We start from the raw sequence: 24,987 nt of genomic DNA on the forward strand, positions 1-24,987 counted from the left end.
ACATCTCAGAACAGGACGCATCTTTACTTTTTCCCCGCCATCCTCTATACTTTTTCCTTAGGTGAAAATGAGATTTCAACCGAGAATAAAAGCTGACAAGACGCTTACAATAAATGAATACAGCCTTGAAAGGGAGATGACAATTGAGCGAACTTTGGTACACAGAGAAGCAGACGAAAAACTTTGGCATTACAATGAAGGTTAATAAAACGTTACATACAGAACAAACGGAGTTTCAGCATTTAGAAATGGTGGAAACAGAAGAGTTCGGCAACATGCTGTTTTTGGACGGCATGGTCATGACATCTGAAAAAGACGAATTCGTTTATCACGAAATGGTGGCGCATGTCCCATTATTTACACACCCAAATCCGGAGCACGTTCTTGTTGTCGGCGGCGGTGACGGCGGCGTCATCAGAGAAATCCTGAAGCATCCAAGCGTGAAAAAAGCGACACTTGTTGATATTGACGGCAAGGTCATCGAATACTCTAAAAAGTTTCTTCCTTCTATCGCAGGTAAACTGGATGATCCGCGCGTTGACGTTCAGGTGGATGACGGATTTATGCACATTGCGAAATCTGAAAATCAATACGACGTAATTATGGTAGATTCAACTGAACCTGTCGGACCAGCTGTAAACCTGTTTACAAAAGGATTCTACGCAGGAATCGCGAAGGCGCTGAAAGAAGACGGCATTTTCGTCGCTCAAACGGACAACCCATGGTTTACGCCTGAATTAATCACAAATGTACAGCGCGACGTGAAGGAAATCTTCCCGATTACGAAGCTGTATACGGCGAACATTCCGACATACCCAAGCGGTTTGTGGACATTTACAATCGGCTCGAAAAAATATGATCCGCTTGCAGTGGAAGACAGCCGTTTCTTCGATATTGATACGAAATATTACACAAAAGATATTCATAAAGCGGCGTTTGTTCTGCCGAAATTTGTGAGTGACCTGATTAAATAATGATGGTATGGCGCAGGAGCGAATCTTGCGCTTTTTTACAGGAAAGCGAGGGTATTATAGATGAGATTTGATGAAGCTTATTCAGGAAAAGTATTTATCGCGAGCCGTCCCGAGTGGGAAGGGGCGGACGCCATCCTTTACGGCATGCCGATGGATTGGACGGTCAGCTATCGTCCGGGCTCACGCTTTGGCCCGAGCAGAATCCGCGAGGTGTCAATTGGCCTTGAAGAATACAGCCCGTATTTAGACCGTGATCTGGCCGACCTGAACTTCTTTGACGCCGGCGACATTCCGCTGCCGTTCGGAAATCCGCAGAAAAGCCTCGATATGATTGAGGAATACGTGGACAGCATTTTAGAAAAAGGGAAGTTCCCGATGGGAATGGGTGGAGAGCATCTTGTGACATGGCCTGTCATTAAAGCGATGCACAAGAAATATCCCGACCTTGCGATTATCCATTTTGACGCACATACTGATCTTCGCGTAGATTATGAGGGAGAACCGCTTTCTCACTCCACACCGATCCGCAAAGCGGCAGAATTGATCGGACCGCAAAATGTATATTCATTCGGAATCCGTTCCGGCATGAAAGAAGAGTTTGATTGGGCGAAGGAAAACGGCATGCACATCTCCAAATTTGAAGTGCTTGAACCGCTGAAAGAAGTGCTTCCGAAGCTGGCGGGACGTCCGGTATATGTCACCATCGACATTGACGTATTAGACCCTGCGCACGCACCGGGAACAGGAACGGTTGACGCCGGCGGCATCACGTCTAAAGAACTGCTTGCATCTATCCATGAAATCGCGCGCTCAGAGGTAAACGTGAAGGGCGCTGATTTAGTGGAAGTCGCACCGGTATATGACCACTCAGAACAAACGGCAAACACAGCCAGCAAAATCATCCGTGAAATGCTGCTTGGGTTTGTGAAATAAGAAAAACATCCAGACCCTGTCTGGATGTTTTTTTATTCCCAGCCTTTGCAAACATCAACACACTCTTTTAAGAAAGAAAATTCGGACAACTCTTCTAACGTTAATTCAATAGCGGAGTTTCTGCTGCCGCATGCCGGAAAAACAGTTTCAAACCGTTTCAGCGATATATCAAGATAAACCTCCAGATCATGAGCCAATCCAAACGGGCAAACCCCTCCAATTTCATGGCCTGTCTGCTCCAGCACCTCATCAGGGGAGAGCATTCATGCTTTAAAACCAAATGTTTGCCGGTACTTTTTGTTGTCGATCTTGACATCTCCGGCTGCCACAATCAGCATTGCCTGATCTCCTTCTCCTCTGAAGGACAGCGTCTTGGCGATTCTAGCAGGCCTCACGCCGATCGTCTCAGCCGCTTGTTCAACTGTCGCGCTTGACCATGACATCCTGTTCCCGATGCCACTGTTTAAGGTGGGTTTTTGCACTTTCCAGAGACATAACACCTTGCCATCTTCCGTTATGATGTATTGAAAAATCATAGCATGATTGGAAGACTGGGCAAAGAGGGGACAAAAAAAACCGCCGATGGACGGCGGTTTTAGATCATGGCGCGTTGTGCAACATCAAAATGTTCTGTTGATGAATTTGATACTTCGACTGTGATAAATACAGCACTCACAGCTAAACAAGCGAGTAATAATTTATACTTCCATTTCATATAAATTCACCCCCCCTTGAATGTGCTGTCTTGCCTCTTCAACCTTTAAAAAGTAATTAGATGCTTTCTTGTAATTTTCCTGCTGATGATAATATTTAGCAACATCAAGTGCGAAGTCTTCAATATCAGCATACATCATTTTACTTTCAAGAAATACAAAACATTTTTCTATCCGTTCCTCATCTGGTCCAGACAAGTATAAAGATTCCAAAAATTCAAACTCCGTTAAGTACACAGTGTCTCCCGCTTCTGCTGAATATTCTTTTCCTTTTATATGATATTCACAAGCGTTATCCATCTTACCTAATTTAAAATAAATTTGTGTAATTAGGAAAAAGGCTTGTGGCAGAGAAGGGAGCATTTTAGATCCTTCAAATACTTGAATAGATTTTTTTACATACTCAATCGCTGATTCAAAACTGTTTTGATTTTGCTTGCAGAGCGCTATGTTATAAAGCGTTCTTCCCATTAATTGCGGCTGCTGCTCTGCTTCAGCAAGTGTGTAAGCTTTTTGAAAATGGGCAATTGCTTTCTCATATTGTTTTAAATCCAAAAAGTTAGCTCCGAATAAGGACTGGCATTGAATCATTCTAATATCATATGTAGTCTGTTCACTGTATATTTCGAATGCTTGACGTGCATAGTCCATGGAGACATAAGTTTGTTTCATATAGTAATAGACTTCTGACATTTTGAAAAAGAATTCAGCTTTATCAATTTTGTCTTTTACAAAAATCAGTTTGCTCTCTGCTTTTTTAAAAAATTGAATGGCTAATACATATTCACGGCGTTCCAGTTCATACATGCCTCTGAAGAAATTAAAGTAGTACTCAAGCAGCCCAGTTAAACGAGCCTGTTTTTTATCAATCTCAAGCAGCAGATCAGACAGTCTCGGCTGTTCCTCGATCCGCATTTTTTCTAGCGGTTCAAGGTACTCAAGCATCAGGTTGTGCCGGAATTCCATCAGTGAATAGTACAAATGAAGGTCTTGATCTTCTTCCATTTGATCCAGCTCTTGCTTGATTTCTCTTCGCAAATATTCTGCATCGGGTATGCTGAATCGGCGTATGTACATATACCATTCGTTAATCTTTTCTCCGACGGAAGAAGAAGATATGACACCTGTCACGTTTGTAAATCCCTCCCTTCATTATTCTATATATGTCATATTTTATCATTATCATTCTTGAGAGAAGCGCAAAAAAACCGCAATTTTTTCTTTCGTTACACCGCATGTTGGAGGAAATACTTTCGAAAAACCACTTTTACCCTCGGCAATTTGTACAAGCAAACACATTCACCTTCCATATTCTGTTGTATCTGCGTGAGCAGTGTATTTCTGAAAAGGAAGTGAAGGTATGAGAAAAAATAAGCTTTCCTTTAAAGAAAAAGCAGGAGTCGCACAAGAAGAATGTTTATGTTTTTGTGAGGAAGAAACTAGCCGTGAAGCAATGTTTCAAGCACCGATTGAATTGCCTGAGGGGTTTGTCGTTGATCCGGCTGAGGCTGTTGCAAACGTCACATGGAATGCAGACAGCCTTTCTTGTGTCAGTGAACGCTGTTTAATTCAAACGGGGCCTGAGCCTGATGAGGTCGGTGTTCAATTTGCAGTACGCCTGCAGGGGACCGTTACGCTTCTTGTCAGTGTCTCACCTGTACGAAATCAATATGGACAAGGGAATGGGGCTGTTTCTGTCATTCACAATGTAGAGATCGATCAAGTTGTCTATTACTCTGATGAACCGGATGATTGCCCGGATCTCAGTGAGATCACGATCGAGAACCTTGTTGTCGTCCCGCCGTTTTACGGCAGTCCTTTATCGGTGACGGGGACGATTGTGCTTGTACCGGAACCGGAACCTGTTTATGCGTTTACAGCGAATCCAGATGCTCAATCGGTTTCTGTGATTGATACAAACACTCATGCCGTGTTCACAACGATTGCTCTACCGTTCGAGCCGACAGGTATTGAAATAACCCCGGATAAAAGCTCTGTGTTTGTCTTGCATTTTAACAATAATATGATTTCTGTCATCGATTATGACACATTGACTGTTACTACATCCATTCTGCTAGATCAGCCGCCTGAAACTATTAAATTTATGCCTGAACATGATTTCGCATATGTTCTCGCCGGTAATGCCATTTATGTGATCAGAATGGAAACGTCAACTGTAGAAAGGTCTATTCCTGTTGAAGGGTATGATATTGCAATTGATCCTAATGGGTTGTTTGCCTATGTTCTTGATTTTGGTTTAGTGCAAAAAGTGGACTTATCTACCGGTGAAGTTACAGGAACGATTGAACGAGAGCTTATTGTAAATTCCATAGAAACAAAGCCGCCGGAGCGATATGCCTATGTATTAGAAGAAGATCACTTCTTCAATTATTTGACGATTATTGATTTAAATACCTTTACGATCAGTAGTACCCAAGAGCTGGAGTATGAAGGTGAGTATCTAATGTTTACGAGCGGATCAGAGGTGTATTTGTTTGATGGTTTCACTCACAATCTATATTCCGTCAGTCCAGGTGGTGCAGACGTAATAGGAAATCTTCCACAACGGGGAAATGACTTTGCGTTTACCCCGAATGGCGAATTTCTGTATGCAACTCATTTTATAGAGCAAAGCATTACGGTTTACAACACAGGTGATTATTCTGTGGAAACTGTCATACCTCTTGGGGTTTCACCGAGTGCCATTGCAATTTAACCAAATGCATGTTGTGCATTTTTAAAAGGACGTGAAATTATGAAAAAAAATGATCTTTCTGACTTACAGGAAAATTGTTTCTGTTTTTGTGATGAGGAGATCAGCCGAGAAGCGCCGTTTCAAGTGCCGATTGACATTCCTGAGGGGTTCACTATTGATTCTGCCGAAGCAGCTGCAGCGGTTACGTGGAGTACAGACAATTTGTCCTGTATCAGTGAGCCTTGCTTAATCCAGACTGGGCCGGAACCAGAAGATATCGGTGTTCAATATGCTGTGCGTCTGCAAGGGACCGTTACGCTTCTTGTCAGTGTCTCACCTGTAAGAAATCAATATGGACAAGGGGACGGGGCTGTTTCTGTCATTCACAATGCAGAGATCGATCAAGTCGTCTATTATTCTGATAACCCGGATGATTGCCCGGATTTCAGTGGCATCACGATCGAGAACCTTGTTGTCGTTCCGCCGTTCTACGGCAGTCCTTTATCGGTGACGGGGACGATTGTGCTTGTACCGGAACCGGATCAGCGATCTTACGTGTTTACTGCAAACACTGGAGACAGCACGGTTTCGGTCATTGATACTGACGTGAATACTCTTGTAAGTACCATTTCTTTATCTGATATCCCGACTGATCTGGGTGTTACCTTGGATAAAGCGTATACGTATGTTCTCCATAGGAATGCGAATCTTGTATCGATCATTAACAACGAAACATTAACAGTTACACAAACCATCCCTCTTGCAGGAGCCCCAAGAAAAATCCAGTTTGAAACTGGGGGCGAATTTGCTTATATTCTCGCAGGGGGCAGCTCCATTTATGAAATTAATATTTCCTCGCAAACCATTACCAATACATTCACGGTGTCACCCGCTGCGGACGATTTTGCCCTGGACCCTAACGGACAGTTTTTCTATACGACCAACTCTGGATTTTGGGTCGTTAATAAATATGACATCAATACAGGGCAGCTGATTGATAGTTTAAGTAACTTTGAAACACCAAATCTTATTGAAACCCCGTTAATAGGGGATTTTGCTTATCTGGAAAATGGTGAGCTAAGGCCGAATGTCGTTTCTGTGATAGATTTGACAACATTTAGCGAATCTTCACAAATTAACAGACTGTTTGACGGTTTAATTACAATTGTTTTTTCTGCTGACGGGACTCGTGCGTTTTTCCTTGAGCCCTATTTTGAGGCATTTCCCGAGAATCTCACTGTCGTAGATACAGCGCAGCATACCTTTATAACAACTGCCTCTCTCCCCGGCGCCTCTGACCTCGCCGTAACGCCGGACAATCAGTACATTTATGCAGCACAGCCCAACGACAATACCGTGACAGTGTACCGCACAAGTGATTATACAGCTGTGACGGTGATTCCTGTTGGGGCCGGTCCGTCTGCGATAGCGATATAGCTTATTTCACAGGTCGAGAGAAGCAGAGCTGCGATAAGAGAATCGTTTATAAATAAATGACCCGATCTGCTGGATGGCTGCCAGGATGATCAGAAACAGCAGTTCACTTATGGTAAAACTGAGCATCCACCATATTCCGGCTCCTGTCAGCACTCCCACAAGCACTTTTCTGAACAGGGTGCCATGCTGGAAAAACTGCATCAAGTACGTTCGCATATAAAACAATAAATACAAAATCAGCAACACCGCAAGTCCCGTTGAAACGGCAGGGGGCGTGTGAAAACGGAAAGGGACGGCTTTGACGATTTCGAACATGCAGCCGAATATGATGACTTGGCATAATACAGCAGCCATCACGTATGCTTGGCGGACGTTTTTATAGCTGTCACGCAGCGATTTGACATCGTCGGCATAACGGCTGCACAATCTGTGATGCTGGAAGTCACAGCAGCTTTGATGAGACTGTGTGAGTTTCTGAAAGGCTGCTGTCATGTTTTTTACGGATTGGGTGACATAGTGAAGATAGAGAAAAGCGGGCAGCATCAGGACGGAAGCGATACAAGCCAGCAGTCCGAGCCGCACAGCATCATTGTTGATCATCTTTACATATTGGGCAGCGGCTTCGGCGAAGGTCTGAACCCAGCCGAAGGAATACGCCGCCATACCAACGAGCAGCAATAACACGGTAAAGACAGTGCTTTTTCTCATTGTCCAATCGCCTCTTTCTGTGAAACGTGAATGACCGCTTTTTTAGAAGATCCCAATACATCAATGAGAGACATGAAATCCTGGACATTCATATCGTGAATGGTGCGGTACAAGTCGAGAAATGAGCAATCGAACCGTTCACACTCGGCCGCCCATTCAAAGCATTTACGCACATAATCGCTGTCATAAATGATCGCGTCCGTCAAGGAGTTCTTGCCGTATTGGAGCCAGGCCGCGATTTGTTTTTTCTGCTGTCTGACATAGTAGGAAGCGACATCGATATAAGCCGAAGAATGCGCCCCTTGGCTGTGAAGGATCAAAAAACCGCCATCCTCATACATGTGAGCCTCGGCTGACAAGCGATTGATTTCCAGGCGGTACGTTTGCTGAATTTCTTGAAAAAAAGGCGAACCGAATTGAAATAGAATACGAGACGCGATGTCCCAATAAAGCTTTAACGTCAACAGATCATTTTGTCCGGGGAGTGCGCCGATTTGCAGTCCGGTCCATGTGTCTTCAGGCCTCTCCTCATCACCCAGCACCTCTTTTTGCGAAAGGGTTGGAGGGCACGCGGGAATCATTTTTCTATCTGCTTTATGATCTGGACGCTTTTCCAGCCGGAGGTGAGGAGGCAAAAGGGTTTCCGAATCTTCTGAGCCTCCAATCAAAAACAGCGTCATCCGCTGGGGCTTGTAGGCGGCCTTGTAGGCTTTCTGTAAATCACGGATGTCCATCGCCTCAATGTCCTTGATTCTGCCTGCAGGGAAGACCGCAGCAGGTGAGGCGGGAGAAAGCATGCTGATCAGTTGATAATGGTAAGAGAGCTGATGATTGAGATGTGCTGTTTGAATTTCATTTGTAATCACAGCTTTTTCCTGAGTGATCATCTGCTTGTCAAATGAGTGGTTCGATAACGCATCAAGCAGGATGGGGATCGTCTGTCTACACCGATTCGGCAATGAGGTAAACATAAAATTGGTATCGGTGTAGGTAGTGAACGCATTTAAAAGCGCGCCATGAGCAAAGAAATCACTGTACAGATTGCGGCCATTATGCCAGAAGAGAAGATGCTCTAAAAAATGGGCTGTGCCATATGGGAGTTGCGTGTCGCCGGATTCTGCCTGTAAGCGGACATCCCGGCTCCCAAAATCGATTTTCACATTGCACAGCCGCAGGTTTGCGCGGGGAAATTTCAATCTGAATATTTTCAGTCCGCTGTCTGTGTATCTGATATCGGTTCGTTCATCCAGCTGTTGAAAAAAAGCTTTCTTTTCCATCTCTTCATCCCCTTACTACATGAGCTCCGATATAATTGATAGTCGCTATGAATTCCAACACATCACGGCACGTAACCGCTGAGATGCCATCCAGCAAGTCTTCCTTCGTGCAGGAGAAGCGGCGCAGAATCCCCATATAGGCCAAAAGCCCTTCTGGAGAATCGAATTGCAGCAGCATTTCATTGCGTAAAAATTGCTTTGCCTGTTCTAGTTCCTGTTCATCCGTTTGAAAATGTGAGACAGCTTCTAAAACGCGCGGGGGAATCTCTTTCTCATGAAGCTGATCCGTACATATTGAAACAAGCAGCAAATTGTTCATGATGTCGTATCGGGTGATGACGTGATAGACTGCCAGATCCTTCTCGCGAAAATGCTTGAATAAAGCGGAATGACCGTATTTTCCGAGCAATCCGTCTATCAGCTGGATTTTGATATAATCGCTGGCGTCTTTCATCTCCCCGCAGTCAAACCCGAGTGTCAAGACGGAAGGGCCTGCTGCGCTGCGTGTCTCTGTTTCAAAAACATGCCGGTTCACGGGTATTCTTCCAGCCGTCATGGCAGACGTGTGCTGGGCATGTCCCGGAACATCACAGGCTTGTACGTGTCCCAATATGTTCAGCTGTTTTTGATGGGACAATAAATCAACGATGAAGTCCGTTGCGTCGAGAAACCGTTTAGGATGGATCGTCTGTATCTTGTCTTTCCGGCCAAACATGGCTGTGCCGTACATTGGGTTTCCGAAGGCCTCCTCCGCCAAGCGGGCCGCCGAGTAGGAGAAGGGGTCAGCGAATTTTTTTTCGATCTTCAGCAGCAGCTCATTCCTTGCCCTTTCAACAGCTTCGGCTGAAAGAGAAGAAGGGAAGGAGATGTCTGCAAATGTCTTCATCAGGGCATCAACATGAAGACTCTTGTCATATAACGGGTGAATCAAACGGGTTCCGCAGGTTTTCAGCTGCTGGTCAAAAAAGAGATTCGCTGAATACATAAAGCGGCTGCCGGCAGCATAACCGAAAGCGTCAATGATTTGCTGCTTCAGGTGTGCGGCGGCACCGTAAAAATAGATTGTTTCTTCTTCAGGTTCCGCCGCGCTTTCGATTGGCTTCAGAAAGCTCGCGGCGATTGAGATTGTTGAAAATTGATGAGTCTTCAGCAGGTTAACTTCCAAGCCGTTCTCTTTTGCTTGTATCAAAGAAACCACCATCCTGTTTTTGCAGGTAATAGACTATGATCAGCCCGGCAATCGGAATAACCGCCAAGGAGACAGCGGTGCCGGCTAATGTGGCTAAGAAAAGAGGAAGACAAAATAGATAAGACCGGTATTTTGAGAAACCGCTCCAGAGCTGCTGTTCCGTCTGCCAGCTGAAGGACGGCCTTTTTTCATCCGCGGTTAACCGGATAAACGCTCCCGCCAGCAGCAATTCCATACACTGCACAAAAGTGAGAGCTGAAATCGGACGGCTGCTGATGAAGCCCACAATGATAGCGACAAGGAGAAATCCGCCTGCCAATAGGCCTGAATAAAAGCGGTATTTCGCCCAAAACATTGTTCTTCGTTTAATCGGAAGCGTGATGAGCAGCATCCGATCGTTTTTTTCAATAGAGTACAAAAGGGCGATCGGCGAGCAGATCAGCAGAAGGGCGGAAATCACAATATAAATCACTTGCTGATTGAAGATGCCGGTATTCATCATCTGGAACGAAAAGAATCCGCTGAACGCCGCCATCACCACGTAATTTAACAGCATCGCTTTAGAGGAGATAAATCGGTTCCATTCCCTTTTGTAAAACGAAAATTCAGATCTCCGCAAAAAAGAATGCATCTTGCTCTGCTGCGGAGGCGCCTGCAGAAAGACAGGAAAGTCAATGACCACCGCCCATAGCATATGAACCGCACATAGCGGGATCGTAACGGCCGGCATAAAAGCGGCACTGAAGCATACACAGGCGAAAACGGCTGCATGCAGCAGAAACATCCAGTTCTTCTTTTTGACAAAATGGTTGCTTAGTACTACACCGAATATTATTGAGTAAACGGTAAAAAACGAAAATCTGCCAAGCCAAATGAACGTTTGCGCCCCTGACAGCGTTCCGTTTCCAAATAAGAACAGCGGTAAAATAAAAAAGAATAATGTTCTTCTCAAACAGGTGTCGATAAACAGAACGACACTCTGGGCGAGCCAAAAGCTCCGTGAAGAAATCGGCAGCAGGCAGCTCAGCTTCATATAAGATTCCTTCCATTGAGATGTCACAGAAAGAAACACCATATATGCGTTCATCAAAAGAAGCGCGAGTATGATATATGTTTTTCCCAACACCGATTCGTCAATGCCGGCCTGACGGATCAGCCCGATTTCAAACACGGCGAGAATCACAAGCCCTGCGGCAATGCGAATGGCGTCCTTTTTCCCTTGCCGGCTGTAAAGCTGTTTGAACAGCAGAGACATGATGGGGAATATGTTATTCATGGCCGATCACCTCAAAAAATTCCCGCCGCAGATCGGTCTCCTCACCAATCGGGATGACCTTTTGGATCTGTTTGTTGTGAAGAATGGCCGCATAATCACAAAATCTCTGCACGACATCAAGCAGATGGGAAGAAAACAGAATGGTTCCGCCTGCCTCACAGTACTCGCGCATTTTTTGATAAAAGACTTCTATCGATTCCACATCCAAACCGACGAGCGGCTCATCTAAAATAAACAGGGGAGCCCGCAGCAATAAGCCTGTCATCAACACAACCTTTTGCCTGTTCCCCAAGGACAGCTCCGCAATTCTCCTGTTGGTGTATTTGGAAAAATGAAAGGCCTCGGCCAAACTGGTAAACTGCTGTTCTGAAAAATCCTTTTGATAAAGCGAGTGAACGAAAGACACATAGTCCTTAGCCGTAATTTCTGTAAACAGCAGCGGATAATCGGCGGCGAAGTAACGGTGAATCTTCAGCTGATCTGATGTTTTCTGCGGCATGCCGGCCTCTGCTTCAATGCCGCACAGCGTAAAGCCCCCGCTGAAATTACGGTTCACCCCGGTCAGCGTATTGATCAGTGTCGTTTTTCCGGCGCCGTTTACCCCAAGCAATCCGTAAACAGCGCCTTTTTCTAAATGTAAATCCACGTGTTCTAAGATGACGTTGTCCCGTTCATACCAAACGGAGACATCGTGTATATCCAAAATGCTCATCGCGAGTCAGCCTTCCGCGCGCGCATCCCGAAAAGAATGGCAATGGCAATGAAAATCAGCGTAAATAAATAATCGCTTTTGACAAAATAGACGACTGCGCCGATGACAAAGATAAATGAAAGGATATACAGTAAAATTCTTCTTTGTGCTGGTGACAAATCGTTTCCCTCCTAAATAAGCTGGACCACGTCTTCTAATTGTTCATTTTTCGCCCAGGAGCAAATGTTTTTCCGGTGATATTTGTTAGAGTTCAGCCCTTTTAAGTAACAGCCTCCGCAATAGCCGCTGAACGGGCATTTGTCTTTCATGCAATGCTCGCTGAATCGCGGCGCCTGCGCTTGCCACAGTTTATGGACGAGAGGGGAGTTAAAGATGCTTTCATATGAATCATGAAAAATATTTCCCAATGAAAATTCCTTTGGAAAGAGCGCGCACGGACGTACTTCTCCGAACGGGCTGATTACGATGGACTTCCAGCCAGCGCCGCAATTTGCCGCGCGTTTTCTCTCATAAGGAATAATCGGTATCAGATCTTTAAACTCATCAATGATATTTTGCTCGTATTCCATAAATTTGAGGTGCTGCTCGGCATTTTTTGTGGGGTGGACGATATCTCTGCCTCTTCCGAAGTCATCAACCCAATTGTAAGAGAACGCCTTCGCCCCGAGATCCCGAACCTTTTGGGCCATATCGTGGATTTCCCACATGTTTTTTTCGAAAACGGACATGGCGACTCTGACAAATATCCCGTGGTCACTCAACAATTTTATCGTTTTACAAGTTTGGGCAAAAGAGCCTTTTCTCCCTCTAAAGGAATCATGGACCTCGGAATTCACACTATCGAGAGATATGCCGACGATGATTTTTTGCTTGTAAGTCTTCAACAGCTCAAGGCTCTCTTTTCGCATGAGTGTTCCGTTCGTTAAGACAGCAACCTTTTTGAACTTTTTGCATACATAGTCAAGAATCTCATTGGCGTTCGGATGGACAAAAATTTCTCCGCCCGTGATTTCGCATGTCAACACACCGTTGTCGAACAGCATATCAGCCGTTTTCTTGAATTGTTCAATCGACACGGTGCCGAGCGCTTCCGGCGAGCTTTCCAAATAACAGTGAGCGCATTTCAAATTACAGCGGTGCGTCAGCTCAAAGGTGGCGTGCAGCGGCATCGGAAATTCATTGCTTCCGCTCGTGGTGATTGTGTGGCGGCTGGCCCGATTTCCAACCTGGATGACCTGCTTGTTCAGAAGCATGTTGAGCATGTCGTAATACCAGTCCTTATGGTCCTCCGGTGATTCATCGTACACTGCGCATTGCTCCGCTAAAATCTGTTTAGCCGTTTTTTGCCCATCCATTCGCATGCAAAGCTCGTAAGCCGTTTTGTTAAGATCCAAATACTCAAAGTCAGAAATGGAGACATTATCGCGCAAGTAGTCGATTTCTAACACGCCGCCCTCAGGAAGCTGGTGAACTCTTACACTTTCATTAATATATGGAAACATCTGCTCTATAAACAAAATACCATCCCCTCTACATATGATTCAAATGAAAAACGATTGTGTATGTATAAACCATGAGGTAGATTTAAGTTAAAAATTGTAATTTACTTAAAAAGGGCATAGTAGAATCACTATGCCCTTTTTGGAGAACCTTATCCCCATAGACCGAATAGACCTGTTGCACCGGCAATTTCAAAATCAGGGATAGGACCGTCCACTAGACAAGCGGCTCCGATCGAGCATGTTGCACAACCTTTGTTTTCTACAATAACAGCTTTTTTCATAATTGAATCCTCCCTTTTTTTTGTTTTTTCTAGCAGATCTATGTTGTACTTTTATGATAAAACTAATAAATTACCAATTCAATACATATATTTTGAAGAAAATGTGAAATGAAAACGGTAGATTTCGGAAAAGTGTAACATTTCCTAAAGGTAATTAGTGATATGATTTTCTCTTCTATTAAGGAAATGCTTTTTATGAGGTTTATCTTCAAATATGATGAGCAATGATGGTAAGATAGAAGCAGTTGAAGTTTACAAACTGAATGATTATACTATTCAAGTCAAAGTGGAATGATGAAAAGGACGTGTCAAAATGAAGCAAGAGACACCGATAACACTCCATGTGAAGTCTGTGATCGAGGATGACGGAAACCAGGAAGTCATCGAATTCCGCACCACCGGATTTTACTATGTAAAACAAAATAAAGTGTATCTATCTTATTATGAGGAACACGACTTAGGCAAAGTGAAAACGATTGTGAAAGTAAGCGAAGGCGAAGTGCTGGTCATGAGGTCAGGCGCTGTCAAAATGAATCAGCGTTTCGTAACGGGAGCTTCCACAATTGCTAAATATAAAATGTCATTTGGTGAGCTTGAGCTGAAAACAAGCACAAAATCGATTCAATCTGATCTCGGCGAAGAAAAAGGCCGTATCAGCATCGCATATGACATGCATGTCGGAGACGAGCAGCAGCATTTACATAATATGACGATCACGTATGAGGGAGGAACTCACGCATGAACATTGCGGAACAAATGAAGGACGTGCTGAAAGAAGAAATCAAAGCGGCCGTTCTGAAAGCGGGACTGGCTGAAGAAAGCCAGCTTCCCAATGTCATTTTAGAAACACCGAAAGATAAAACACACGGCGATTATTCAACGAATATGGCGATGCAGCTGGCTAGAATCGCAAAAAAAGCGCCGCGCCAAATCGCTGAAGAAATTGTCGCTCATTTTGATAAAGGAAAGGCTTCGATTGAAAAACTAGATATCGCTGGCCCGGGTTTTATCAATTTCTATATGAACAATCAATATTTAACGAAGCTGATTCCGTCTGTATTGGAAGCAGGAGAAGCATACGGGGAAACGAACATCGGAAACGGTGAACGAGTCCAGGTAGAATTCGTATCAGCGAATCCGACGGGAGACCTTCACCTAGGCCATGCGCGCGGTGCGGCTGTCGGCGATTCCCTGTGCAATGTGCTTTCAAAGGCTGGTTACGATGTGAGCCGTGAATACTACATTAACGATGCCGGAAACCAAATCAACAACCTGGCGCTTTCTGTGGAAGTCCGTTATTTTGAAGCGCTCGGCTTGGAAAAACCGATGCCGGAGGACGGCTACCGCGGCGAGGATATCATTGCGATCGGAAAGCGTCTCGCAGAGGAATACGGCGACCGTTTCGTCAACGAAGAGGAAAGCGAACGCCTCGCATTTTTCCGTGATTACGGTCTGAAATACGAGCTGGAAAAGCTTCGCAAGGACTTGGAAAACTTCCGTGTGCCGTTTGATGTGTGGTATTCCGAAACTTCACTGTACCAAAACGGAAAAATCGACAAGGCGCTTGAAGCGCTCCGCGAAAAAGGCCATGTCTATGAAGAAGACGGCGCAACTTGGTTCCGCTCTACGGCGTTCGGCGATGATAAAGACCGTGTATTGATCAAGAAGGACGGCTCGTACACGTACCTGCTGCCTGATATCGCGTACCATAAGGATAAGCTTGACCGCGGCTTTGATAAGCTGATCAACGTTTGGGGCGCCGATCACCACGGCTACATCCCGCGTATGAAAGCGGCAATCGAAGCGCTTGGCTATGAAAAAGGAACACTTGAAGTAGAAATCATTCAGCTCGTTCACCTTTACAAAAACGGCGAGAAAATGAAAATGAGCAAACGGACAGGTAAAGCGGTAACGATGCGCGACCTGATTGAAGAAGTCGGCTTGGATGCCGTGCGTTACTTCTTTGCGATGCGCAGTGCGGATACGCATATGGATTTTGACTTAGATCTTGCTGTATCAACATCTAACGAAAACCCTGTGTATTATGCACAATACGCACATGCCCGTATTTGCAGCATGCTTCGCCAAGGGGAAGAGCAGGGACTTAAGCCGGCGGCGGATCTTGATTTCAGCCATATTCAATCAGAAAAAGAATATGACCTGCTGAAAACGATCGGCGGCTTCCCGGAGGCAGTGGCGGAAGCGGCGGAAAAACGAATTCCGCACCGTGTCACAAACTATATTTATGATTTGGCTTCTTCTCTGCACAGCTTCTACAATGCAGAGAAAGTCATCGATCCTGAAAATGAAGAGAAAAGCCGTGCGCGTCTGGCTTTAATGAAAGCAACGCAAATTACGCTGAACAATGCGCTTCAGCTGATCGGCGTATCGGCTCCGGAAAAAATGTAATGATGAGAAAGGGCAAAGCCTGCGGGCTTTGCCCTTTTTTTATGAGGAAAACGTGTGATGTAATTCACAATCCTGTTTGCTGGGTTTTTGTATGATAAGACTGATTATTGAATCATTGAAAGGGGCAAGCCAAATGATCAACCGTCAACACATTCAATTATCGTTACAGTCATTAAGCTTGGTGGCAGGGTTTATGGTTTGGGTGCTGATTTCATCACTCATTTCCCAAATCACATTAGATATTCATTTAAGCAAAGGCGAGATTTCTTTGGTGACAGCGATTCCCGTAATCCTCGGGTCGCTTCTCCGCATTCCTTTAGGGTATTTAACGAACAGGTTTGGCGCAAGGCTGATGTTCATGATCAGCTTCATCCTGCTTTTATTTCCTGTGTTTTGGATCAGTATCGCGGATTCTCTGTTTGATTTAATCGCGGGCGGTTTTTTCTTAGGGATTGGGGGAGCGGTATTCTCCATTGGGGTGACATCCCTGCCGAAATATTATCCGAAAGAAAAGCACGGTGTCGTCAATGGGATTTACGGGGCCGGAAACATCGGAACCGCCATTACCACATTTGCCGCGCCGGTTATCGCTCAAGCTGCGGGATGGAAAACAACTGTGCAGATGTATCTGGTTCTGCTGGCAGTTTTCGCATTGCTGCACGTATTATTCGGCGACCGGCATGAGAAGAAAGTGAATGTTTCCATAAAAACTCAAATCAAAGCCGTTTACCGAAATCATGTATTGTGGTTTTTGAGCCTGTTTTATTTTATTACGTTCGGCGCCTTTGTCGCTTTCACCATCTATCTGCCGAACTTTCTAGTTGAGAACTTTGGGCTGAATCCTGCGGACGCCGGTTTGCGGACGGCTGGATTTATTGCCGTATCAACGCTGCTCAGGCCTGTGGGAGGACTCTTGGCTGATAAAATGAGCCCGCTCCGCATCTTGATGTTCGTTTTTGCGGGACTTACATTATCAGGCATTATCTTATCGTTCTCGCCGACGATCGGCCTTTATACGTTTGGGTCATTAACGGTGGCAGTCTGCTCAGGCATAGGAAACGGGACCGTTTTTAAACTGGTGCCTTTCTATTTTTCGAAGCAAGCGGGGATTGCCAATGGTATTGTGTCTGCTATGGGCGGACTAGGCGGTTTTTTCCCTCCGCTGATTTTGACGAGTGTGTTTCAGGCAACAGGACAATATGCGATCGGCTTCATGGCGCTTTCGGAAGTTGCGTTAGCCAGCTTTGTCCTTGTCATATGGATGTATTGGCAGGAAAGAATGAAAACGCACACGGAGAGAAACAGTCAGAGCGTCAACTAACACTGGGCATTCACAAGATTGTTAGTTTTTTCTGGAGGGGTGCAAATCAATTCACGTTACAATAGACATACGCAACGTGACTTTCTTCGAGGTGAGCTCATGAATTTTCTCTCTGTTCGACCATCTGACAGTGACTTTCTTTCCAGCGATCTGCATGAATTGCTGGAATCAATCAGCACGAAAAGAAAAATGGAAAAACACACGTATTTGTTTCAAGAAGGAATGGATGCAGAAGAGCTTTATCTGATTCAATCAGGACTCATTGAAATCGGCAAGCTGACGTCTGACGGAAAAGACCTGACACTTAGAATCTGCCAAAAAAACGATATCGTCGGGGAATTAACACTTTTCACTGAAGAACCGAGATATATGCTCAGTGCGAAAGTGCTAGAGGATGGCGAGGTGCTCGTCATTAATAAAAGCAAGCTGGAAAAGGAATTAACCCAAAACGGTGCTTTGACATTTGAATTTATGAAATGGATGAGCACCCACCTCCGGAAAATTCAGTCCAAAATCAGAGATCTGCTTCTTCACGGCAAAAAGGGGGCGCTCTACTCCACTCTTATCCGCTTATCAAACAGCTACGGGGTGGAACGAAGCGACGGCATTCTGATTAACATTGTGCTGACAAATCAGGATTTGGCAAAGTTTTGCGCGGCGGCAAGGGAGAGTGTCAACCGGATGCTGGGAGATCTCCGCAAACAAGGGGTGATTTCGATAGAAGAATCCGGAAAAATTATTTTGCACAAGCGGGACTATTTGCGATGCGAGATTGAGTGTGAAAATTGTCCGCTGGAGATTTGCAATATTGACTGAAGAAACCAAGGACCGCCGGCGGTCCTTGGTTTTTTATCTTGTGATAAATATATACATGACGGCGAAAAAGAAGCAGGCATTTACGATTTCCAGAATACCGATCGTTTTCACAGGCCAATCCCTTCCGTGAAAAAACCATGCCCGCAAACTGCTTGGGATATAAGCAAGAAATGCCCATCCTGCTCCGAGAAGACTAGATAAAAAGGGGAGCAGCAGGTGATATCCCCAAGACCAGTATGCAAATGCGCTGTTTTTTCTTTCCCGGATCACCGACTTCACATAAAAGGAACTCCCGATAAAAAATAAAGCAGATTGAGAGAAAATAAACCAAGCCCAGCCGTCAAGGGTTCCAGTCCCCAGCCAGCAGCTTGCAAGTCCGCCTGAACAAAAGAACAAGACACCTGCAATATCATTCACTAGCGCTCGTTCGTTTTTTCGGCGGGCGTAATACATATGTATGAGAAACAGCGGCAATAAAGAAACGCCAACCCAGATGAGCGGCGGCTTATGAAAGACAGAGGCAAATAAACAGCAGCAGGCCGGAAAACCGTAATAACATATCCACTTTTGATAGGGTTTGATTTGTTTCTTTTTTAAGGCGAGCGTAACAGGATAAACCGCCAAGTAAAGGAAAAGCCAGCCTAGGAATAGCGGAATATGCCAGAAAACGGGACCTCCCTTGATCATGCCGAGTAAAAATGGAATCAGCAGCATCGCCCATGCGCCGTGCTGCTTCGGAATCAGTGCCTTCATCAAAATCCTCCTTTTTTATTTCATTATAAATGCAGTCATCCCCCCGATAAGTGACATTCATCATACAAGCTGTGAAATACATCACTGCTGTACAGGCTCAATCGAGCTACACTAAAGTTATCCTTAGCACAGGAGGCTTTCCTATGAATCAGTGTGACTATTTATTATTTCTGAAACAACTTCCCATGTTTAATGAAGTGCCTCTATCCATTGTCGAAACCTTGCTGAAAAACGGGACATTGATCCGCGGCTCATCTGATCAGTCTCCATCCTTTCTCCATTCTCAATCCGTTTATATTGTATTAAAAGGAAGTATCCGTTTTATGGACAGCAGGCTCCCTGAAGGATCGAAAACCGTTGCGCTGTGGGAAAAAGGCGATGTGTTTCCGATTGATGAAAAAGGCGGGCTGTATTTATCGCCTTTTATCTCAGTCAATGCCTCTCCAGACATTCTGATACTCAATATCCCTTATTACATATTTAAAAAAATGATGTCTTACAATCCGCAGCTGCAAATGAATTTTTTGGCCATGCTTCAGCAAAATGTCTTTTGTTCCTATCAATTATTTTTGCGGTATCTGCATACATCACAGGATGAAAACGCCGAACCCGGTTCTTAATTAGAACCGGTTTTTTTGACCTTTGAATGAGAGTCGGCTAATGACTCAGGCGTCCTGCCTGAACGCCGTCTTCATCACATCCCTGTGAAAGTCCTTCCTTCTCCTTTGTGTGAACATTTTGTGAAAAAAACATAGTGTGTGACATAGTTCACAAGGAAAAACGCTGTCTCTGTTTATAGTGAACATAGAAGCACCTGACTCGGAAGGAGTGAACTCTCATGAAGAAAAAGAAAATGAGTCCGTTGTTTAGGAGATTGAACTATTTCTCTCCTATCGAACACCATTCAAATAAACATAGCCAAACCACCCGCGAAGATCGCGATTGGGAGAATGTATACAGAAACAGATGGCAGTACGACAAAGTCGTTCGCTCCACCCACGGCGTCAACTGCACGGGGTCCTGCAGCTGGAATATTTATGTGAAAAACGGAATTGTCACGTGGGAAGGACAAAATTTGAATTATCCTTCAACAGGCCCGGATATGCCTGATTTCGAACCGAGAGGCTGTCCGCGGGGGGCCAGTTTTTCATGGTACATCTACAGCCCGCTCCGTGTGAAATATCCGTACGTGCGCAGTGTGCTGATCAATTTGTGGCGGGAAGCACTGCAGGCTCATCAAAATCCATTGGAAGCCTGGAAATCGATCGTTGAAAACCCTGGAAAAGCGAAGTCCTATAAACAGGCAAGAGGGAAAGGCGGGTTTGTGCGTGCTGAATGGCCGGAGGTGCTGAAGCTGATTTCAGCCTCTCTGCTATATACAGTTATGAAATACGGGCCTGACCGGAATGTCGGTTTTTCTCCGATTCCGGCCATGTCCATGATCAGCCACGCGTCAGGCTCCCGGTTTATGTCATTAATCGGCGGCCCTATGCTCAGTTTTTATGACTGGTATGCGGATCTTCCTCCGGCGTCCCCGCAAATTTGGGGTGACCAGACAGATGTTCCGGAAAGCAGTGATTGGTACAATTCAGGCTATATCATCACATGGGGCTCCAACGTTCCGTTAACGAGAACACCTGACGCGCACTTTTTGGCGGAGGCCCGCTATAAAGGCGCTAAGGTCATTTCGATCAGTCCGGATTTTGCGGAATCCTCAAAGTTCGCGGATGACTGGCTGAGTATCCGCCAAGGGACTGACGGGGCGCTTGCGATGGCGATGGGTCACGTCATTTTGCAGGAATTTTACGTGAATCAAGAGACGGAACGTTTTATTAAGTACGCGAAGCAATACACGGATTTTCCATTCTTCGTTACCCTGTCAAAAGAAAATGGCGTATATACAGCGGGGCGGTTTCTGCATGCCAAGGACATCGGGCGGCAGACAAAGCATGATCAGTGGAAGCCTGCGGTCTGGAATGAACAGACAAACGCATTTGCCATACCGCAAGGGACAATGGGCTCCCGCTGGGACGGGCAGCAGAAGTGGAACCTCCACATGGTCGATGAAGAAACCGGAGAACCGATTGAGCCCCGTCTCTCTGTGCTCGGAATAGAGGACGAAATCGGAACGGTGCGCATCCCGTATTTTTCAAATGACGGAAACAAAGTGCTTGAGCGGGATCTTCCTATTAAAAAACTGGACCTGAACGGTGAAGAGGTATGTGTCACAACCGTGTTTGACTTGATACTGGCCAACTACGGCGTAAACCGGGGCATCGGCGAACAATCAGCCGTCTCTTATGATGATCCTCACCCGTTTACACCTGGCTGGCAGGAACAGATGACGGGAATCAAAAAAGAAGCCGTCATTAAAATTGCCAGAGAGTTTGCCCAAAATGCGATTGATACAGACGGCCGGTCCATGATTATCGTAGGAGCGGGGATCAACCACTGGTTCAACTCCGACACGATCTACCGAGCGGTGTTAAATCTAGTTTTACTGGTAGGCGCCCAAGGCGTAAACGGCGGAGGCTGGGCCCATTATGTGGGGCAGGAAAAACTCCGTCCTGCTGAAGGGTGGCAGACGATTGCCAATGCAAAGGACTGGGAGGGCGTGCCCAAGCTGCAAAACGGCACCTCATTTTTCTATTTTGCGACAGACCAGTGGCGTTACGAGGACCAGCCGATCAGTGACCTGGCTTCACCGATCGCTGCGTCATCCCGCTACAAGCATCACGCCGATTATAATGTGCTGGCGGCGCGCTTAGGGTGGCTGCCGTCTTACCCGACCTTCAATAAAAACGGCATTGATCTATACAAAGAAGCTGAAAGAGCGGGGGCGGCAACACCTAAAGACGTCGGTGCGTACGTGGCCTCACAGCTTCAAGAGAAAAAACTGAAGTTCGCGATTGAAGATCCCGACAATGAAGCCAATTTTCCAAGGAATCTCTTCGTATGGCGGGCAAATCTGATCTCCAGCTCAGGAAAAGGGCATGAATATTTTCTCAAGCATCTGCTGGGGACGACGAACGGTTTGATGAATGACGACAGCGACAGCATCCGCCCTGAAGAAATCAAATGGCGGGAGCAGGCGCCGGAAGGAAAGCTCGACTTATTAATCAACCTTGATTTTCGAATGGCGGGTACGGCGCTGTATTCCGATATCGTGCTACCGGCGGCGACATGGTATGAAAAACATGATCTCAGCAGCACGGATATGCATCCGTTCATTCATCCATTTGCTCCTGCGATCTCGGCTCCGTGGGAATCGAAGTCAGACTGGGATATTTTCAAGGCGCTGTCAAAAGCCGTTTCCGATCTGGCAGAAGAAGTCGATATGGAGCCGGTGAAAGAAGTGGTAGCAACGCCGCTCCTCCACGACACGATGCAGGAATTGGCCCAGCCGTTCGGCAAAATCAATGACTGGAGCAAAGGCGAATGTGAAGCCATTCCGGGAAAAACGATGCCGAACATCCAAGTCGTTGAACGGGATTACAAGCATATTTTTCATAAAATGACCGCGCTCGGGCCTTACGCCGGTTTAAAACCGAGCGGAACAAAAGGGATGAGCTGGTCGATAGCTGATGAATATGAATCACTCAAAAAGAGGCTGGGAGAAATCACCTCGGACAGCATCGCGAAGGGATGTCCGAATATAAGTGAAGCAAAACAGGCGGCAGAAGCAATTTTAACCCTATCATCCACCTCGAATGGAAAAGTCGCAGTAAAAGCATGGGAATCACTTGAAAACATCACAAACCTGAAGCTGAAAGACCTGGCGGAAGAACGGGAGGAAGAATGCTTTACGTTTGAACAAATTACAGCCCAGCCGAAAACGGTCATCACGTCTCCGGCATTTACCGGCTCAGAAAAAGGAGGGCGCAGGTACTCGCCGTTTACGACGAACGTTGAAAAATTAATCCCATGGCGGACGCTGACGGGCAGACAATCTTATTATGTCGATCATGAACTGATGATGGAATTCGGTGAAACGATGGCGACATTTAAACCGATCCTCCAGCATCGCCCGTTTCTGAGCAAGCGGCCTGATCAAGAGGGCAAAGAAATTGTCCTCAATTATTTGACGCCGCATAATAAATGGTCTGTCCACAGCATGTATTTTGACTCTTTGCCGATGCTGACGCTGTTCCGCGGCGGGCCGACCGTGTGGATGAATAAAGATGATGCAATGGATACGGATATCAAAGACAACGATTGGATTGAATGCTTCAACCGAAACGGCGTTGTCGTCGCGAGAGCGGTTTTGTCTCACAGGATTCCTAAAGGAATGGCGTTTATGCACCATGCGCAGGACCGCCACATCAACGTGCCCGGCACAAAACTGACGAATAACCGCGGAGGCACCCATAACAGTCCGACAAGGATTCACGTAAAGCCGACACAGATGATCGGGGGCTATGCCCAGCTCAGCTACGGCTTTAACTATTACGGTCCAACAGGGAATCAGCGCGACCTGAACGTCGTCATCCGCAAGCTGAAGGAGGTCGATTGGCTTGAAGATTAAAGCGCAAATCGGTATGGTCATGAACCTGGATAAATGCATCGGCTGCCACACGTGCAGCGTCACCTGCAAAAACACGTGGACAAACCGTTCAGGTGCGGAATATATGTACTTCAATAATGTAGAAACAAAGCCGGGCATCGGCTACCCGAAGCAATGGGAGGATCAGGACAAATATAAAGGCGGCTGGACATTGAAAAAAGGAAAGCTCGAGCTGAAATCAGGCCCGAAAACGAATCGGCTTGCAGGACTTTTCTATAATCCGAACCAGCCGTCGATTGATGATTACTATGAACCTTGGAACTATGATTATGAAACATTAACAAACAGCCCGCAGAAAAAACACCAGCCAGTGGCGCGCCCGAAATCGTCCTTGACCGGGGACTTTATGAATATTGAATGGGGCCCGAACTGGGAGGATGATCTCGCAGGCGGCCATATTACGGGACTTGAAGATCCAAACGTGCAAAAGATGGAGGAATCGATCAAAACAGAATTCGATGAGGTCTTTATGATGTATCTGCCGCGTATTTGCGAGCACTGCATCAACCCAGCGTGTGTTTCGTCTTGCCCGTCCGGCGCCATGTACAAACGCGAGGAAGACGGCATTGTGCTTGTCGATCAAAACGCATGCCGTTCATGGAGATATTGCGTCTCATCCTGTCCATATAAAAAAGTCTATTTTAACTGGCAAACGAACAAAGCGGAAAAATGCACACTCTGCTTTCCGCGCTTGGAGGCGGGACTGCCGACCATCTGCTCTGAGACGTGTGTAGGCAGAATCCGCTACCTCGGTGTCATGCTGTATGACGCGGACAAAGTGGAGGAAGCGGCATCTGTTGAAAATGAAAAGGATCTCTACCATTCCCAATTAGAAGTTTTTCTTGATCCGAATGATCCTGAGATTGCCAAATTGGCAAAAGAACAAGGCATCCCGGCTGAATGGATAGAGGCCGCGCAGCAATCGCCGATCTATAAAATGATCATTGATTGGAAGATTGCGCTGCCGCTTCATCCTGAGTACCGCACGCTGCCGATGGTTTGGTACATTCCGCCGCTTAGCCCGATTATGAATCTCTTTGAAGGAAAAGGCAGCCGGCAATCTGCGGAAGATATTTTTCCGGCTATCGACCAAATGAGAATTCCGATTGACTATTTGGCACAGCTATTAACGGCCGGTGATACGGATCATATTCGGTCAACATTAAAGAAAATGTCTGTCATGCGCCAGTATATGAGAGCGGTCCAGACGAATAAAACCGTCGACCCGGCACTGATTTCCAGTGTCGGCTTAACAGAACAGCAAATTGAAGACATGTATCGGCTGCTTGCGATCGCCAAATATGATGACCGCTTTGTGATTCCGAACAGCCATCGAGAAGAAGTGTCTGATTTATACGCTGAACAAGGGAGCTGCGGCTTATCATTTTCAGGCGGCCCCGGCTCTTGTTTCTAATTTTTGATTAAAT

The 24,987-nt window shown here is 45.9% G+C and carries 22 protein-coding genes and 2 pseudogenes; 11 read left to right on the forward strand and 13 right to left on the reverse strand.

Features of this window, described 5'->3' with window-relative positions; all coding sequences use genetic code 11:
* Nucleotides 1–143 precede the first annotated feature (143 nt).
* A complete protein-coding gene (gene speE, locus KHQ79_RS05245) occupies nt 144–974 on the forward strand; it encodes a spermidine synthase (protein ID WP_003235914.1) in 831 nt (276 codons plus the stop codon).
* Nucleotides 975–1,034: 60 nt separating this feature from the next.
* Entirely contained in the window at nt 1,035–1,907 is an 873-nt protein-coding gene (gene speB, locus KHQ79_RS05250) for an agmatinase (RefSeq protein ID WP_225514326.1), read from the forward strand.
* Between the two features lie 32 nt (nt 1,908–1,939).
* Here the strand turns inward: speB and KHQ79_RS05255 are convergent.
* The 3 genes and pseudogenes from KHQ79_RS05255 to KHQ79_RS05265 all read right to left on the reverse strand — a co-directional run bounded on the left by KHQ79_RS05255 (nt 1,940) and on the right by KHQ79_RS05265 (nt 3,751).
* Nucleotides 1,940–2,402: pseudogene (locus KHQ79_RS05255) on the reverse strand (YbaK/EbsC family protein).
* Between the two features lie 100 nt (nt 2,403–2,502).
* Nucleotides 2,503–2,622, reverse strand: coding sequence for a PhrC/PhrF family phosphatase-inhibitory pheromone (locus tag KHQ79_RS05260; protein WP_014665774.1), 120 nt, complete (start codon nt 2,620–2,622; stop codon nt 2,503–2,505).
* A complete protein-coding gene (locus KHQ79_RS05265; protein ID WP_225514327.1) occupies nt 2,606–3,751 on the reverse strand; it encodes a response regulator aspartate phosphatase in 1,146 nt (381 codons plus the stop codon). Before KHQ79_RS05265 ends, KHQ79_RS05260 begins: the two co-directional genes overlap by 17 nt.
* A gap of 229 nt (nt 3,752–3,980) precedes the next feature.
* Here KHQ79_RS05265 and KHQ79_RS05270 point away from each other — a divergent pair, with 229 nt between their 5' ends.
* Both KHQ79_RS05270 and KHQ79_RS05275 read left to right on the forward strand, forming a co-directional pair.
* Complete coding sequence (locus KHQ79_RS05270; RefSeq protein ID WP_003235891.1) at nt 3,981–5,336, forward strand: YncE family protein; 1,356 nt, start codon at nt 3,981–3,983, stop codon at nt 5,334–5,336.
* Nucleotides 5,337–5,375: 39 nt separating this feature from the next.
* Complete coding sequence (locus tag KHQ79_RS05275) at nt 5,376–6,752, forward strand: YncE family protein (RefSeq protein ID WP_119914416.1); 1,377 nt, start codon at nt 5,376–5,378, stop codon at nt 6,750–6,752.
* A 6-nt stretch (nt 6,753–6,758) separates the two neighbouring features.
* Here the strand turns inward: KHQ79_RS05275 and KHQ79_RS05280 are convergent, their stop codons facing one another.
* From KHQ79_RS05280 to sboA, 9 genes and pseudogenes are all read right to left on the reverse strand, one after another.
* Nucleotides 6,759–7,460 carry a bacteriocin biosynthesis protein AlbG gene (locus KHQ79_RS05280; protein ID WP_225514329.1) on the reverse strand — a complete coding sequence of 234 codons (702 nt, stop codon included), beginning with the start codon at nt 7,458–7,460 and terminating at the stop codon, nt 6,759–6,761.
* Nucleotides 7,457–8,737 carry a M16 family metallopeptidase gene (locus tag KHQ79_RS05285; protein ID WP_003235883.1) on the reverse strand — a complete coding sequence of 427 codons (1,281 nt, stop codon included), beginning with the start codon at nt 8,735–8,737 and terminating at the stop codon, nt 7,457–7,459. The genes KHQ79_RS05280 and KHQ79_RS05285 overlap by 4 nt, the downstream gene beginning before the upstream one ends.
* A gap of 4 nt (nt 8,738–8,741) precedes the next feature.
* Nucleotides 8,742–9,902 (reverse strand): insulinase family protein, encoded by a 1,161-nt coding sequence (locus KHQ79_RS05290; protein ID WP_119914413.1) that lies wholly within the window; start codon nt 9,900–9,902, stop codon nt 8,742–8,744.
* Entirely contained in the window at nt 9,892–11,202 is a 1,311-nt protein-coding gene (albD, locus tag KHQ79_RS05295; RefSeq protein WP_060399735.1) for an antilisterial bacteriocin subtilosin biosynthesis protein AlbD, read from the reverse strand. The genes KHQ79_RS05290 and albD overlap by 11 nt, the downstream gene beginning before the upstream one ends.
* A complete protein-coding gene (locus KHQ79_RS05300; protein ID WP_003235877.1) occupies nt 11,195–11,914 on the reverse strand; it encodes an ATP-binding cassette domain-containing protein in 720 nt (239 codons plus the stop codon). Before KHQ79_RS05300 ends, albD begins: the two co-directional genes overlap by 8 nt.
* Nucleotides 11,911–12,072: an antilisterial bacteriocin subtilosin biosynthesis protein AlbB gene (gene albB, locus KHQ79_RS05305; protein ID WP_003222006.1), complete on the reverse strand. Its 162-nt coding sequence runs from the start codon at nt 12,070–12,072 to the stop codon at nt 11,911–11,913. Before albB ends, KHQ79_RS05300 begins: the two co-directional genes overlap by 4 nt.
* Before the next feature lie 12 nt (nt 12,073–12,084).
* Nucleotides 12,085–13,431 carry a subtilosin maturase AlbA gene (albA, locus tag KHQ79_RS05310; protein WP_225514331.1) on the reverse strand — a complete coding sequence of 449 codons (1,347 nt, stop codon included), beginning with the start codon at nt 13,429–13,431 and terminating at the stop codon, nt 12,085–12,087.
* A gap of 70 nt (nt 13,432–13,501) precedes the next feature.
* Nucleotides 13,502–13,609: pseudogene (locus tag KHQ79_RS05315) on the reverse strand (bacteriocin-like protein SboX); the annotation flags it as partial.
* Entirely contained in the window at nt 13,566–13,697 is a 132-nt protein-coding gene (gene sboA / locus KHQ79_RS05320; protein WP_003222002.1) for a subtilosin A, read from the reverse strand. The pseudogene KHQ79_RS05315 and the gene sboA, both read right to left, overlap by 44 nt.
* A 313-nt stretch (nt 13,698–14,010) precedes the next feature.
* Here sboA and KHQ79_RS05325 point away from each other — a divergent pair, with 313 nt between their 5' ends.
* The 4 genes from KHQ79_RS05325 to fnr all read left to right on the forward strand — a co-directional run bounded on the left by KHQ79_RS05325 (nt 14,011) and on the right by fnr (nt 18,243).
* A complete protein-coding gene (locus KHQ79_RS05325) occupies nt 14,011–14,439 on the forward strand; it encodes a YwiB family protein (RefSeq protein ID WP_003235873.1) in 429 nt (142 codons plus the stop codon).
* Nucleotides 14,436–16,106, forward strand: coding sequence for an arginine--tRNA ligase (argS, locus tag KHQ79_RS05330; protein ID WP_060399733.1), 1,671 nt, complete (start codon nt 14,436–14,438; stop codon nt 16,104–16,106). Before KHQ79_RS05325 ends, argS begins: the two co-directional genes overlap by 4 nt.
* Nucleotides 16,107–16,239: 133 nt before the next feature.
* Nucleotides 16,240–17,427, forward strand: coding sequence for a nitrate transporter NarK (gene narK / locus KHQ79_RS05335; protein WP_225514332.1), 1,188 nt, complete (start codon nt 16,240–16,242; stop codon nt 17,425–17,427).
* Between the two features lie 99 nt (nt 17,428–17,526).
* Complete coding sequence (gene fnr / locus KHQ79_RS05340; RefSeq protein WP_003235867.1) at nt 17,527–18,243, forward strand: fumarate/nitrate reduction transcriptional regulator Fnr; 717 nt, start codon at nt 17,527–17,529, stop codon at nt 18,241–18,243.
* 33 nt (nt 18,244–18,276) lie between these two features.
* On the opposite strand, the gene KHQ79_RS05345 is transcribed toward fnr, so the two are convergent.
* The gene (locus tag KHQ79_RS05345; protein ID WP_225514334.1) at nt 18,277–18,996 is read right to left on the reverse strand and encodes a YwiC-like family protein; all 720 of its coding nucleotides are present in this window, start codon (nt 18,994–18,996) and stop codon (nt 18,277–18,279) included.
* A 143-nt stretch (nt 18,997–19,139) separates the two neighbouring features.
* On the opposite strand from KHQ79_RS05345, the gene arfM reads away from it, so the two are divergent.
* The 3 genes from arfM (at nt 19,140) to narH (ending at nt 24,974) form a co-directional block, all read left to right on the forward strand.
* On the forward strand, nt 19,140–19,616 hold the full coding sequence (arfM, locus tag KHQ79_RS05350) for a Crp/Fnr family transcriptional regulator ArfM (protein ID WP_003235860.1): 477 nt from the start codon (nt 19,140–19,142) through the stop codon (nt 19,614–19,616).
* A gap of 218 nt (nt 19,617–19,834) precedes the next feature.
* Nucleotides 19,835–23,521 carry a nitrate reductase subunit alpha gene (locus KHQ79_RS05355; RefSeq protein WP_060399729.1) on the forward strand — a complete coding sequence of 1,229 codons (3,687 nt, stop codon included), beginning with the start codon at nt 19,835–19,837 and terminating at the stop codon, nt 23,519–23,521.
* The gene (gene narH / locus KHQ79_RS05360; RefSeq protein ID WP_003235855.1) at nt 23,511–24,974 is read left to right on the forward strand and encodes a nitrate reductase subunit beta; all 1,464 of its coding nucleotides are present in this window, start codon (nt 23,511–23,513) and stop codon (nt 24,972–24,974) included. Before KHQ79_RS05355 ends, narH begins: the two co-directional genes overlap by 11 nt.
* Nucleotides 24,975–24,987 lie beyond the last annotated feature (13 nt).

Origin of the sequence: Bacillus sp. TSO22 (assembly GCF_020223595.1) — a bacterium.
In the GTDB taxonomy this organism is placed as follows: Bacteria; Bacillota; Bacilli; order Bacillales; family Bacillaceae; genus Bacillus; species Bacillus inaquosorum.